At 40.6% G+C, this 13,244-nt stretch carries 13 protein-coding genes; 5 read left to right on the top strand and 8 right to left on the bottom strand.

What is annotated here, in order from left to right:
- Nucleotides 1–19 precede the first annotated feature (19 nt).
- Nucleotides 20–916: a site-specific tyrosine recombinase XerD gene (gene xerD / locus ACE3G9_RS06935; protein ID WP_417880185.1), complete on the bottom strand. Its 897-nt coding sequence runs from the start codon at nt 914–916 to the stop codon at nt 20–22.
- Nucleotides 917–1,063: 147 nt separating this feature from the next.
- Here xerD and fldB point away from each other — a divergent pair, with 147 nt between their 5' ends.
- Nucleotides 1,064–1,582, top strand: a complete 519-nt coding sequence (gene fldB, locus ACE3G9_RS06930) for a flavodoxin FldB (protein WP_417880186.1) — start codon at nt 1,064–1,066, stop codon at nt 1,580–1,582.
- Between the two features lie 85 nt (nt 1,583–1,667).
- Here fldB and brnQ read toward each other — a convergent pair whose 3' ends face one another.
- Nucleotides 1,668–2,996, bottom strand: coding sequence for a branched-chain amino acid transport system II carrier protein (brnQ, locus tag ACE3G9_RS06925; protein WP_417880187.1), 1,329 nt, complete (start codon nt 2,994–2,996; stop codon nt 1,668–1,670).
- A gap of 327 nt (nt 2,997–3,323) precedes the next feature.
- Between brnQ and ACE3G9_RS06920 the strand changes: the two genes are divergently transcribed.
- Both ACE3G9_RS06920 and srmB read left to right on the top strand, forming a co-directional pair.
- Nucleotides 3,324–4,031 carry a tRNA1(Val) (adenine(37)-N6)-methyltransferase gene (locus ACE3G9_RS06920; protein WP_449218770.1) on the top strand — a complete coding sequence of 236 codons (708 nt, stop codon included), beginning with the start codon at nt 3,324–3,326 and terminating at the stop codon, nt 4,029–4,031.
- A 121-nt stretch (nt 4,032–4,152) separates the two neighbouring features.
- Nucleotides 4,153–5,376, top strand: coding sequence for an ATP-dependent RNA helicase SrmB (srmB, locus tag ACE3G9_RS06915; RefSeq protein ID WP_417880189.1), 1,224 nt, complete (start codon nt 4,153–4,155; stop codon nt 5,374–5,376).
- Between the two features lie 98 nt (nt 5,377–5,474).
- Here srmB and yaaA read toward each other — a convergent pair whose 3' ends face one another.
- Together yaaA and ACE3G9_RS06905 are read right to left on the bottom strand one after the other, a co-directional pair.
- Entirely contained in the window at nt 5,475–6,248 is a 774-nt protein-coding gene (gene yaaA / locus ACE3G9_RS06910) for a peroxide stress protein YaaA (RefSeq protein ID WP_417880190.1), read from the bottom strand.
- Nucleotides 6,249–6,345: 97 nt separating this feature from the next.
- Nucleotides 6,346–7,773 (bottom strand): alanine/glycine:cation symporter family protein, encoded by a 1,428-nt coding sequence (locus tag ACE3G9_RS06905; RefSeq protein WP_417880191.1) that lies wholly within the window; start codon nt 7,771–7,773, stop codon nt 6,346–6,348.
- Between the two features lie 715 nt (nt 7,774–8,488).
- Here ACE3G9_RS06905 and ACE3G9_RS06900 point away from each other — a divergent pair.
- Nucleotides 8,489–8,674, top strand: a complete 186-nt coding sequence (locus ACE3G9_RS06900; RefSeq protein ID WP_417880192.1) for a DUF3545 family protein — start codon at nt 8,489–8,491, stop codon at nt 8,672–8,674.
- A 107-nt stretch (nt 8,675–8,781) separates the two neighbouring features.
- Here ACE3G9_RS06900 and ACE3G9_RS06895 read toward each other — a convergent pair whose 3' ends face one another.
- Together ACE3G9_RS06895 and ung are read right to left on the bottom strand one after the other, a co-directional pair.
- Nucleotides 8,782–9,321 carry a hemerythrin domain-containing protein gene (locus ACE3G9_RS06895; RefSeq protein WP_449218769.1) on the bottom strand — a complete coding sequence of 180 codons (540 nt, stop codon included), beginning with the start codon at nt 9,319–9,321 and terminating at the stop codon, nt 8,782–8,784.
- 128 nt (nt 9,322–9,449) lie between these two features.
- Nucleotides 9,450–10,148, bottom strand: coding sequence for a uracil-DNA glycosylase (gene ung, locus ACE3G9_RS06890; protein ID WP_417880194.1), 699 nt, complete (start codon nt 10,146–10,148; stop codon nt 9,450–9,452).
- A 332-nt stretch (nt 10,149–10,480) separates the two neighbouring features.
- Between ung and grcA the strand changes: the two genes are divergently transcribed.
- A complete protein-coding gene (gene grcA / locus ACE3G9_RS06885) occupies nt 10,481–10,858 on the top strand; it encodes an autonomous glycyl radical cofactor GrcA (protein WP_417880195.1) in 378 nt (125 codons plus the stop codon).
- A 124-nt stretch (nt 10,859–10,982) separates the two neighbouring features.
- On the opposite strand, the gene thrC is transcribed toward grcA, so the two are convergent.
- Together thrC and thrB are read right to left on the bottom strand one after the other, a co-directional pair.
- Nucleotides 10,983–12,272 (bottom strand): threonine synthase, encoded by a 1,290-nt coding sequence (thrC, locus tag ACE3G9_RS06880; RefSeq protein WP_449218768.1) that lies wholly within the window; start codon nt 12,270–12,272, stop codon nt 10,983–10,985.
- Entirely contained in the window at nt 12,269–13,237 is a 969-nt protein-coding gene (thrB, locus tag ACE3G9_RS06875) for a homoserine kinase (RefSeq protein WP_449218793.1), read from the bottom strand. Before thrB ends, thrC begins: the two co-directional genes overlap by 4 nt.
- Nucleotides 13,238–13,244 lie beyond the last annotated feature (7 nt).

The following is a 13,244-nucleotide window of genomic DNA, read 5'->3' as shown; positions in this document are numbered from 1 at the left end:
CCAATAACACATCCTAGAACTAAGCTCTAGGGTGATGCTCTTGGTGGATTTGTTTTAATCTTTCGGTTGCCACATGAGTATAAATTTGTGTGGTCGATAAGTCACTATGTCCGAGCAGCATTTGCACCACTCTCAAGTCAGCACCATGATTGAGTAAATGCGTCGCAAAGGCATGGCGTAATACGTGTGGAGACAGCGCTTCAGAATCAATACCAGCATGTTGAGCATAAAATTTAATGCGATGCCAAAAGGTTTGACGGGTCATTTGCCGAGCACGTTTACTCGGGAAAACCACATCTGAGCTTTTCTCACCCAATAATGCCGGGCGACCTTGCTCTATGTAGGTTTCAATCCATTCAATAGCATTTTCTCCCATCGGTACGAGACGCTCTTTACCCCCCTTGCCCATCACGCGCACTACTCCTTGGCGCAGGCTCATATTTTCCATGGTCAAACTCACCAATTCAGTCACACGTAAGCCGGTAGCATAAAGCAGTTCTAGCATGGCTTTATCACGTAGTTCTAGAGGGTCTTCAACAATTGGTGCATCGAGCAAAGCTTCAATCTGTTGCTCAGATAAATCTTTCGGCAAGCGTTTCGGCAACTTAGGGGCAATTAATAACGCGCTAGGATCGTCGCTACGCAACTTCTCACGAGTAAAATATTGAAATAATCGACGCATGGCAGACAACATACGTGCTCGAGAAGTTTGCTTGTAATTTTGCTCCAATAACCAAGCTTGGTAGGCTTGTAAGTCATCAGTTGTTACAGTTAACAAATTCATCGATTGCTGACTTAACCATCCCACCAACTTATCGAGATCATGTCGATAAGACTGCAAGGTATTTTCTGACAAGCCTTTCTCTAGCCAAATTGAATCAAGAAAACGCTCTACCAGAGCTAATTCAGACTGCATCACCTATTCACTCACTTAATGTCGAATATCCATGCTGAGACTACGGTAGCTTACTCATAATTGCCACTAATTTTACTGAAAGCATGTAAAGCAGGCAGCTTTATCGTTAGAATTAACCACAAATTCATCAAACGTTTAAAAAGACTTATGAAGATTGGATTATTCTACGGTTCAAGCACCTGTTACACCGAAATGGCTTCGGAAAAAATCCGCGCAATAATTGGCGAAGATCTGGTCGATATCTACAATATTAAAGATACCCCAGTCTCAACACTTCAAGATTATGATTTCCTTATTTTAGGAATTTCCACTTGGGATTTCGGTGAGATACAAGAAGATTGGAGCGCAGTATGGCAGCAACTCGATGGGCTATCTCTAAACGACAAGTACGTGGCATTATTCGGTCTAGGCGATCAAGAAGGCTATGGCGAATGGTTTCTCGATGCGATGGGGATGCTGCACGACGAACTAATAACAACGGGAGTTAAGTTTCTCGGTTACTGGCCCAACCAAGGCTATGAGTTTGAACAATCAAAAGCCCTTACTGAAGATAAAACGCATTTTGTTGGCTTAGCGCTTGATGAAGATTCTCAATATGAACTCAGCGATGAACGTATCGAGCAATGGTGCGAACAAATCCTTGTTGAGTATCACGACAGTTTATAATTTTATCGTTTAAACACATTCGAATACAAAAAAGGCTTAGCAATTTGAATCTACTAAGCCTTTTTCTTGTTAGATTGTTAACCGATTAAGCCATATCTTCGCTTAACTCAGCTACTTCATTCGCTTGCTGTTCGCACTTTGGGACAAACATCATCACCGCAATCGCAACCAATGTTGGCAACATCCACGCCATACCGTAATCAAACAACGGCAAGAAGTTGAATACTGACATATCAATACCGATTGCTTTACCTGCATCAATCAAAGCAAATAATAAAGATAAGCAAACAACAAAACGATACGCCAAAGCACGGTTTGGTAAACGAGAACGAACCAGAGTTAGGAATACAATCGCAATCGCCACTGGGTACAAAGCAAATAATACCGGTATAGATAAGGCAATTAATTCCGTTAAACCAACGTTCGCCACTAATGCACATACTGAACCGACGACAATAACCCATCCTTTATAGCTAATTGGTGTTAATGAGCTAAAGTAATCGGCACAAGCGGAAATCAAACCAATTGAAGTCGTTAAACAAGCCAATAATACAATGGTAGTTAAAACGAACTGACCTTCAGTACCAAATAGAGCTTGAACATAAACACTTAAAATTGCGCCACCGTTATCAAGGCCAGCCGCAATACTATTACTGGTCGCACCAAGGTAAAACAATGAAATGTAAACCAAAGCCAAACCACCCGCTGCAATAAATGCCGCATAGGTTACATAACGAGTTACCGCACGCTTATCAGTAATCTTCTTGTTACGTAAAGCTTCAATGATCAAAGTACCAAACATCAGCGAAGCAAAAGTATCCATAGTGTTATAACCATCAAGGAAACCGCTACTAAATGCATGGGTTACATAGCGACCTTGTGCAGCAACAATATCACCTTGAGGGTTAATGAATACCATTACAGAGAGGACGATTAACCCTAAAAACAGAACCGGAGTCAGCACCTTACCAATCACATCTAACAGCTTACCTTGAGACCAAGCAAACCCCATCGCAATAGCAAAAAAGACGATTGAAAAAATAGTGAGATGTATTTGTGATGGTTCAGCAATAAAGGGTTTCAAGCCCATCTCATATGCTACAAGCCCGGTACGAGGCGCAGCAAAAGCAGGACCAATGATAATAAAGAAAAGTACAGCAACAATTGTCGCCGCTTTTTTAGGTAAGTCTTGGGTCAGTTTATCCCAACCGCCACCGACTAGCGCAATGGCAATAATACCTAATAAAGGTAGACCTACTGCAGTGCTAAGAAACCCCAACATAGTAAAAGACACCGATTCGCCAGCTAATTGACCAGCCAGTGGGGGGAAGATGATATTACCAGCGCCTAAAAAGAACGCAAACAACATGAAGCCTAGGGCCCAAATATCGGTTATTTTTAACTTTTGGTTCAAAATAAACCCTTAATATATTAGTAATGAATTGCATTTCAGAAGAACAAAACATATACCCAAGTGACTTCAAGAGGCGAGTTGGGTATAAAACTCTACCTGAATATAAGGAGCAAGATAATGAACAAATTAGAGCCAACGCGCAAGCAAACAGCAATAAAACACCATAAAATAACAAAATTAAAACAAAAAAGCAGTGTTTATCTCTACTGATGACCATCAAACAAAGAATTAATAACTTAACAAAATAAAAACAACAGAATTACAAATAAGCATAAAAAACCATATTAAGACCAATAATTAGTCACTTACACCAAAGCTATTGATATTATGAATAAAACTAAAGACTTTCATTTTAAGCGGTTCTCAATTTACGGTGGTCATTCCGGCATGGCAGTCAGTACTGATGGGATATTACTCGGTGCCTGGGCTAAAATATCCAACCACAGTTCAATACTTGATATTGGAACCGGTACTGGGTTACTAGCGTTAATGTGCGCCCAACGAAACCAACAAAGTCAGATTACCGCGATTGATATTGATGAGGATGCAATTAAATCGGCGCAATATAATATCGATAACAGCCCTTGGAACAAAAGAATTCGAGTTATCAAGAGCGCGGCTCAGCAATTAGAATCAAACCTGAAATTTGATCATATTATTTGTAACCCACCCTACTTCAATTCGGGTGCTACTTCCGATTGGCAAGCCAGAGCAATCGCACGTCACACACAGACTTTGCCACACAGTGAGTTGCTTAACGCTTGTGCTAAATTATTAAAACCAGCCGGCAGTGCGAGTTTTATTTTACCGAAAACAGAAGGCGAAGCGTTTATTCAACTAGCCTTAGAGCAAGGCTGGTTTGTAGAGCGACTCTGCCAAGTCAATACCACTGAGCATAAACCCGGCTATCGACTATTATTCACCTTAACTCGCGTTCAAACCGAATGTCAGAATAGCCAATTAACGATTCACCAAGCTAACGGTTATAGCGAACCATTTATTCAACTGACTCGCGATTTTTATCTCAAGATGTAGTGATGGTAATAAAATAAGAGATCTCTCACTGAAACTCGCATCTTGCCGTTACTTGGGTATATAATGCGCGACCGTTAATAAACCCTGAACCTAAAGCCAAATGGCTTGTTGGAGAAATGACGTGATCAGAACTTTTGCTGAACTCGATTTAGACCAAAACCTTATTGAAGCCATTGAAGAAATGGGCTTTGAGCGCCCGACTCAAATTCAGGCGGATGCCATTCCACAAGCGCTTGATGGCAAGGATGTCTTAGCGTCAGCTCCTACTGGTACAGGGAAAACGGCTGCATTTGCACTTCCTGCTCTACAGTTTTTACAAGATTTCCCGCGCAAGAAAGCCGGTCCGGCTCGCGTATTAATCTTAACGCCAACTCGTGAACTGGCGATGCAAGTGGCTGACCAAACTCGCGCACTGGCAAAAAATACCAACTTAAACATCTTCACTATTACCGGTGGCGTGATGTATCAAGAACACGCGGATATTTTAGGTACCACTCAAGATATCGTGGTTGCAACGCCTGGCCGTTTAATGGAATACATCGAAGCTGAACGTTTTGATTGCCGTGCGATTGAATGGCTGATCTTAGATGAAGCGGATCGCATGCTAGATATGGGCTTTGGTCCAGTCGTTGACCGTCTATCGGCAGAATGTCGCTGGCGTAAACAAACGCTACTTTTCTCTGCAACCTTAGAAGGCCGCGGTGTTGAAGGTTTTACGGAAGATCTACTAAAGAACCCAATTAAAGTGGAAGCAGATCCTTCTCGACGTGAACGCAAAAAAATCACCCAATGGTATCACCGTGCCGATCACGCTGAACATAAATTAGCGCTGCTAAAAAATATTCTTACTGAACAAGCAGAGCGCAGTATTATCTTTGTCAAAACCCGTGAGCGTCTCGCAGAGCTTCGTGGACAGCTAGAAAGCGCACAAATCGTTTGCTCATGGATCCAAGGCGAAATGCCTCAAGATCGCCGTAACAATGCTATTCAACGTTTCCGCGATGGTGAAGTGAATGTATTAATTGCTACCGATGTAGCAGCGCGAGGTATCGATTTACCGGATGTGAGCCATGTCATTAACTACGATATGCCACGAACTGCTGATGTTTACCTACACCGTATTGGGCGAACTGCCCGCGCCGGTAAAAAAGGCAATGCGATTTCTTTAATTGAAGCCCATGACCAACCGATGATTGATCGTGTAATGCGCTACACTCAAGATGAAATTAAAGAGCGTTACATTAAAGACCTTCGCCCACAAAGCAAAAAGGCAACCTTTAAGAAGAAGAAAAAGAAAACGCCTGCTGCGAAGAAGAAAACAGCAGTGAAAAAGAAGAAAAAGTAAGACATTCTTGCTAAACCATTTCCAAACAATAAAGGAGCGACTATTCGCTCCTTTTTTACGTTTTCAAGTTTACGCTTTCAGGCAACAAGAAATGCAGATTACTGCTCTGCTCGCTTAAACACCAATTCGGTTTCCGTAGACTCTGCCGCCACAAAGTAATAGCCAGCCGTATCGAATGCTTTCAACGTATCCAGATCTTCTACTTTATTTTCAATGATGTAACGCGCCATCATACCGCGGGCTTTTTTCGCGTAGAAACTGATCACCTTGTAAGTGCCATTTTTGCAGTCTTTAAATACAGGGGTAATAATTTTACCTTTTACACCTTTAGGTTTCACCGCTTTAAAGTACTCATTCGACGCTAGGTTAATTAACCATTCATCACCTTGTGCTTGTAACGCATCATTGACTTTATCGGTAATGATATCGCCCCAGAACTGATACAGGTTACTACCACGTGGATTCGCAAGCTTTGTGCCCATTTCTAGGCGATATGGCTGCATTAAATCAAGTGGCTTCAATAAACCATACAAGCCCGACAGCATTCTTAAATGAGACTGAGCATAGTCGATATCCGCTTCTGACAAACTATTCGCATCTAGTCCGGTGTAGACGTCGCCTTTAAAAGCAAACAGCGCCTGACGTGCATTTTCAAAACTAAACTCAGGGCTCCATTGAGCAAAACGAGCCACATTAAGCCCAGCAATCTTATCACTGACTTTCATTAAGCTGGACACACCTGCAGGCGTAAGCTGACGGCAGACTTCAATTAACTCAGCAGAGTGCTCGGTTAAATCAGGTTGAGTGTGCTTTTGAGTAGGAAGTAAAGATTCATAATCAAGTGTTTTTGCAGGAGAAACCAATATCAGCATATTCAATCCATGTGTTCTGAAATAATGTTGATCATTATAACAAAAAAGCCACGCATCGCTGCATGGCTTTTACTATTAGTGGTATAGGTCAAAGTTATTACTTCAACTCTTTACCCCATACACCTTCTTCAATTTGAGAATGCAGTTCAGGGAAATCTTTCGCATCAAATGTCGGTAACTTACCTTCATCTAATTGCTTGTTGTAGTCTTTGGCTAGTTTAATAACGATACCAGACAACAATAAGATAGCCACTAAGTTAACAATCGCCATCAAGCCCATTGAAGCATCAGCAAGAGACCATACCGTTGGTAGTGTCGCTAATGAACCAAACATCACCATACCAAGTACAATGACACGGAAGATGTTTTTAGCATGACGAGATTTCTTAAAGATAAACACAATATTGCTTTCTGCGTAAGAGTAGTTAGCAATGATTGATGTGAATGCAAAGAAGAAGATCGCGATAGCAACGAAGGTTTTACCCCACGCACCAACTTGAGAGCTCAATGCATTTTGCGTCAAGATGATACCTGTAACTTCACCGTGTGGCACATATTCACCAGATAACAAAATAATTGATACTGTTGCTGTACAGATAACAATCGTATCAACAAACACACCTAGCATTTGTACATAACCTTGTGATGCTGGGTGTGGTGGATATGGCGTTGCTGCCGCTGCCGCATTTGGTGCTGAGCCCATACCGGCTTCGTTCGAGAACAAACCGCGAGCAACACCCGTCTTAATCGCATTCATAATAGCGTAACCTACACCACCAGCTGCGGCTTCTTGCAAACCGAAAGCACTCTTAAAAATAAGCGCTAAAGCACCGGGTACTTTATCTAGATTCATCAAGATAACAATCACTGCTAACACTAGATAGAAAATTGCCATAATTGGCACAAGAATTTCCGCAGTACGAGCGATCTTACGGATACCACCGAAGATAACGAAACCTGAAAGCACAACCAATACACCACCGACCATTGCTTTATTCCAAGCAAAAGCGGTATGCATCGCATCCGCAATAGAGTTTGATTGAACCGCGTTAAATACCAAGCCAAAAGCAATGATCAGGAAGATTGAGAAAAGGATGCCCATCCAGCGCATGCCTAGACCTTTCTCCATGTAATAAGCCGGACCGCCAATATAAGTACCGTCAGAACCTTTGGTTTTGTATAACTGGGCTAAAGTACTTTCTGCAAATGCGGTTGCCATACCAACCATAGCGATGAGCCACATCCAGAAAATTGCTCCTGGGCCACCAACGGTTAAAGCAACTGCAACACCTGCCATGTTACCAGTACCAACACGCGCAGCTAAACTGGTACAAAACGCTTGGAAAGATGAAATACCAGATGCATCTGCTTTACGACTGTTTTTTAACACTGAAAACATGTGCGTAAAGTGGCGAAATTGAATAAGGCCAAGACGTACTGTGAAATACACACCAACCCCAACCAATAAGTAAACCAGAATAGATCCCCAAAGAAGATCATTTAATAAAGCTATTAGATCCGTCACGCAAACCTCACCTAAATTAATAATTAATTTACCCTCACCATGAGAGTGAGCTCCCTCAACACTCAAGTCATTTGAGTGTTTGCCTTATCTCTTTATATATTCATTACTTTTATTATGTTTAAAGAAAAAGGCACATCAAAATGCAATTTTAACACCTAAAGTAAGGACAAAACTGATAATGACCGGCAGGATAATGCAGGGCTACGCGTCAAAAATCAATATCAAATTTTATTCATAGTTATGCATTATTACACTAGTAGATAGTAATTTTTTGGTATAATTAAGCTGTTTTTTCACATGAAAAACAAACTTTTGACTATGTAATTTAAGAAATAAAAATCCAATTTCGTACATTTGTTAAAAATAGGTAAATAGTGTGAACCCAAGAGTTATCAAGGTCTCTACTCGAACACCTGATCGATTATTATTTGGTAATTCAATTTAAATATCTAACTCGCAAGTCAAGTAAATATACCATTAACATCATTAACACACTTGCAACCTATCGCCACTCAACTCTCCATGTTTTCCTACAAAAATTATTTATTAAAAGGCGTTTTTTTGCTCAAAATTAAATCATGAATCAAGCAGCAGAATGACACGAAAATTTCATCTTTTAGAAACAAATGAGAAATACATCAAGGTTAACCTCTTAAAAAGTGTGATATCAATAAAGTTCTGAATAGGATTCAGTATCAACAAAGAGGGATTACAGATGGACAGCTTCCAATTAGAAGACATCATGGCAATGGAACCAAACCCTTATCGTGCTCACAAGACTAAGCCGACAAAGAGAAAGTGGCGCGAAATTGAAGCGATTCAAGATAGACGCCAACTACAGAAGGAATTGAAAGAGCTGGATTACTTTGGCGAGTACAATTTAGAAGACCTTGATATTTAAACTTTGGATTTTTAACTTTTAAACTAAAATGTCATCATTTTCAGAATTACATAATATAAAGCAGACACGCTTGAAATGTGTCTGCTTTATTTTTCATCAATCTAGACTTAGATATCAGACTTCATGTATTCAGACAGGCGTTGGTATTCTTTATCAATACTTTGTCCAAAGAGTGGATCTCTATCTTCACTACCCCACAATTTTTCAACCGCTAACCAATCCTGCTCAGTAAACTGCTTCTTTAAGGTAGGTAAAATTTCACGCTCTTCAAAATCTAAATGCTTTTTTTGTTGATAGATAAAATTCTCTAAATGCTCACTAAATACATCATTAGGGACCACCGCATCTTGCAACACCATTTCCAGTAAATCAGAAAACTCCTTGGTCGTTTCCGATAAGTTTTTATGCTCTTCCAGCAAATTGGCAATATTATGATTATCACCATAATGCTCTAAGAAATAATGATAGATAAGATCTTCCTTTGGATGGTGTGTCATTTCCGAATGCTGTTGAAGATAAGAAATAATATCATTAATAATCAGGTAATTAATTGGTTTCTCTTGTTTTAATAAATTAAGTTTCTGGTCCAAAATAACCAGCAATCGCACCATATAGTTGTGCTCACGACTTATAATATTTCTTAGCATGGCTCCCTCCTACTCAGTCAACTACCACCACTATAGGTGATACTTTTCCTTTGCTATTGTCCATGGTCAAATATTGTTCAATCAGTATAGCTCATGTTCATTTTCTGTGAGCCAAACCCAGAATAAGCTCAAATCAATTCAAATTGTTCATTTTGTTGTAAACTTACCGAAGCCCAGTTTATTGGCGACTTACCTTGCTGTAATAAAAGCGTATTGGCTTGAGAAAAATGCTGACAACCAAAAAAACCACGATAAGCTGAAAGAGGAGACGGGTGAGGAGCGGTCAAAATGTGATGCTTAGAAGTATCAATGGATGCGCCTTTTTTCTGCGCGTGAGCTCCCCATAATAAAAAAACCAATCCACTATGATTTTGATTTAATTCTACAATCACTTGGTCTGTGAACTGTTCCCAACCAGACTTAGAATGCGAATGCGCCTTACCTTGTTCCACCGTCAATACCGTATTCAATAGCAACACACCTTGTTTGGCCCAAGACACTAGATTGCCGTGCCCTGGAATAGTAAAGCCTTCTATATCTTGTGCCAGTTCTTTATACATATTAACTAAAGAAGGCGGCGTTTTAACCCCAACTTGTACCGAGAAAGCCAAACCGTGCGCTTGATTAGGCCCGTGATAAGGATCTTGTCCTAGTATCACCACTTTTACTTGATCAAATGGAGTATGGTTAAATGCTGAAAAAACTAAACTCTCTTCAGGGTATATGTTTTTACCTTGAGCTCGCTCACTCGCAACAAAGCTTTCAAGCAGTTTAAAATAGCTTTGTTGTTTTTCATTTTCGATCACATCATCCCACGTTGACATCATTTAATCCCTATCCTTACTTTCAGTTAATTTTGTCATTGTATCGCGAGGAGAGCGCAAGACGAACCACAAGGATGCGGTTATTTTCGTAGTAAATTAACCACACACTTGCACTTCAATTATTTTTTACAGTTTAAAATAATCTTACAAACCCTTATTTCTTTTGGTTTTCTTGATTTACAGCAAGAAAACACACCAATAATGAAATCTGACTTTGGTGGTTTATTGATTTAAATCAATATTAATTTTGTGGTTATTAGGTATATAATGACATCATCATTTAGTTCGAAAATAACATCATATTTAATTCCACTTAGGTGACAAAGGAGATGGGCATGATCCAAGGTATCCAAATTACTAAAGCAGCAAACGACGATTTATTAAACTCTATCTGGTTACTAGATAGCGACAAAAATGAAGCACGTTGTGTTGCCGCTGAAGCTGGCTTTGAAGCAGATCAAGTTGTTGCTGCTGATTCTCTAGGCAACATCGAATACCGTGAAGTAAAAATTGAAACTGCACCACGCATCGAAGGTGGTCAACACCTAAACGTAAACGTTCTTTCTCGAGAAACACTAGAAGATGCAGTTGCACACCCAGAAAATTACCCACAACTAACTATTCGTGTTTCTGGTTATGCAGTACGTTTTAATTCTCTAACGGCTGAGCAACAACGCGACGTTATCGCTCGTACGTTTACAGAGTCTATGTAATAACGATTTTCGGGTTTACGTTTCTCGTAGCTCGGAATTCATATAAATAAAAAAGCTCAAAAGAATTTAACCTCTTTTGAGCTTTTCTTTTTCGAGTGACTAGTAACGAGCTTTCGAGCTACGGTTAACCTTGCACTCTTCTCAACACTTCTTTCAGCAAATCAAAATCTGCCGCAAGATCTTCAGAAAGCAATGCCATCGCACCGTGTTTTGCTAATGGCCCTGGAACATCGATATCTGTATCCAGTATTTCATCCACCACTTCTTTAAATTTAGCTGGGTGCGCGGTACATAAGAATAAACCGGTTTCACCTTCTTGAATCTGTTGAGTTAGCACTCGGTATGCAATCGCACCATGCGGCTCACATAAGTAACCAAGGTTATTCAACTCAACCACGGATTCAGCACTTTGTGTGTCAGTTACCATACCTTTACCTAGAGTATCTAAGCCCCAACCTTTAATGCGACATAGTTCTTCAATGCGCGGCCAGTTATTTGGTTGGCTAACATCCATCGCGTTAGAAGTTGTCGCGACAGTTGGTTTTGGATCCCACTTACCGGTTTCAAGGTAACGAGGCACTGTATCATTGGCATTGGTTGCGGCAATAAAGCGCTTAATCGGTAGTCCCAACGCTTTAGCCAGTAAGCCAGCAGTTAAGTTACCAAAGTTACCACTAGGCACTGAGATAACTAAATTATCACGCTCAGCTTTTGTCATTTGAGCGGCAGCTTCAAAGTAGTAGCATATTTGCGCCATTAAACGGCTAATGTTGATTGAGTTGGCAGAGTTAAGGCCAATCTCTTCACGTAACGCTTGATCATCAAAAGCTTGCTTTACTAATGATTGGCATGCATCAAAATCACCATCAATCGCCACTGTGTGAATGTTACCACCTAGAGTACAAAATAGTTTTTCTTGTAATGGGCTGATCTTTCCTTTTGGATACAAGATCACCACATTAATGTTTTCCATTCCATAGAAAGCATGGGCAACCGCCGCACCAGTATCACCAGAAGTCGCTGTTAATATGGTAATCTTCTGGCCTTTATCAGCAGTGACAGCCGCCAAAGATTGCGCCATAAAACGGCCACCGAAATCTTTAAAAGCCAATGTTGGACCGTGGAAAAGCTCTAGGGCGTAAACGCCATCTTTGACTGATTTAATCGGTGCTGGAAATTGAAAAGCCGCCGAGACCAGTTGATTTACTTGTTCAGCAGTTAACTCATCACCAATTAATGCCGATAAAATTTTACTACTACGACTAACAAAATCTTCCGCTAATAATGATTCAATATCATCAAACTTAGGTAATTCTGATGGAAAAAATAACCCTTGATTACGCCCTAGACCTTGACGTACAGCTTGGCCAAAAGAGACCTGCTCATCATTTTCTTTTATATTGTACAACTTCATAGTTCACTTCCTGTTACTCTCGAACCTTCCTTGTCTAAACGACAAATATGCACGAAACCTTCATCATTTTGTATGTAATTTTCATTTAACCAATGTGCAACTCGTTCTGCCACATCTTTCTTACTACAAATAGTAAATAGTGTTGGACCAGAACCAGAAATACCGCAGGCTAATGCGCCTGCCGACATCGCGTATTGACGAGCATCCTCAAAACCTGGCAACAACTTAGCTCGATAGGGTTCTGCTATCACATCTTTAATCACTTTAGCTGCGAGCTCTGGTTGCCCTGAATGACACGCATGAATAAAGCCACCAAGATGACGACCATGGGCAATAATATCTTGGCGACGATATTGAGAAGGTAAAATCGAGCGTGCCTCTGCTGTCGACACTTTAATGCCCGGATAAGCCATTACCCAATACCAATCATCAAAACAAGGGACTTCTTGGCTGATAATACCAAGCTCTTCCAGCATCAGTTGCAAGCCACCTAAGTAACAAGGCGCAACATTATCGTAGTGAATTCCACCAGAAATTTGCCCTTCCATTTCACCCATTAACGCCAGTAATTCCATTTCATTTAATGGTTGCTGATGAAAACGGTTTAACGCATCTAAGGCCGCAACAATGGAGCAAGCACTAGAGCCTAAACCTGAGCCAATCGGCATATTTTTTTCTAGTGTCATTTCCAGTGGCAATAAAGGAATATTTTTCTTTTCCAATTCACGGGAAAAGACTTGCCAGCAATGGTAGACAATATTCTCTTTCGGATCGGTTGGAAGCTTCGCGACAAAGCTTCCTGCAGTTTTCAAATCAAATGATGCATCCGATGGTTTAACTAAAACTCGGTCACCAAGCAAAGTACCGTCAATCGGTGATACAGCAGCGCCAAGAACATCAAATCCAACACTGACATTACCAATTGAGGCCGGAGCATACACTGCGACACTTTGAGGTTGAGACATTGACATA

It is taken from the genome of Vibrio sp. E150_018, from assembly GCF_053544035.1.
This window is presented reverse-complemented; position numbering and strand designations above follow the sequence as displayed.

Bases quoted from the DNA above. Each gene is read 5' to 3' on its own strand.
- xerD (WP_417880185.1), bottom strand. From the start codon at position 916: ATGCAGTCTGAATTAGCTCTGGTAGAGCGTTTTCTTGATTCAATTTGG.
- fldB (WP_417880186.1), top strand. From the start codon at position 1,064: ATGAAGATTGGATTATTCTACGGTTCAAGCACCTGTTACACCGAAATG.
- ACE3G9_RS06920 (WP_449218770.1), top strand. From the start codon at position 3,324: ATGAATAAAACTAAAGACTTTCATTTTAAGCGGTTCTCAATTTACGGT.
- yaaA (WP_417880190.1), bottom strand. From the start codon at position 6,248: ATGCTGATATTGGTTTCTCCTGCAAAAACACTTGATTATGAATCTTTA.
- ACE3G9_RS06900 (WP_417880192.1), top strand. From the start codon at position 8,489: ATGGACAGCTTCCAATTAGAAGACATCATGGCAATGGAACCAAACCCT.
- ACE3G9_RS06895 (WP_449218769.1), bottom strand. From the start codon at position 9,321: ATGCTAAGAAATATTATAAGTCGTGAGCACAACTATATGGTGCGATTG.
- ung (WP_417880194.1), bottom strand. From the start codon at position 10,148: ATGATGTCAACGTGGGATGATGTGATCGAAAATGAAAAACAACAAAGC.
- grcA (WP_417880195.1), top strand. From the start codon at position 10,481: ATGATCCAAGGTATCCAAATTACTAAAGCAGCAAACGACGATTTATTA.
- thrC (WP_449218768.1), bottom strand. From the start codon at position 12,272: ATGAAGTTGTACAATATAAAAGAAAATGATGAGCAGGTCTCTTTTGGC.
- thrB (WP_449218793.1), bottom strand. From the start codon at position 13,237: ATGTCTCAACCTCAAAGTGTCGCAGTGTATGCTCCGGCCTCAATTGGT.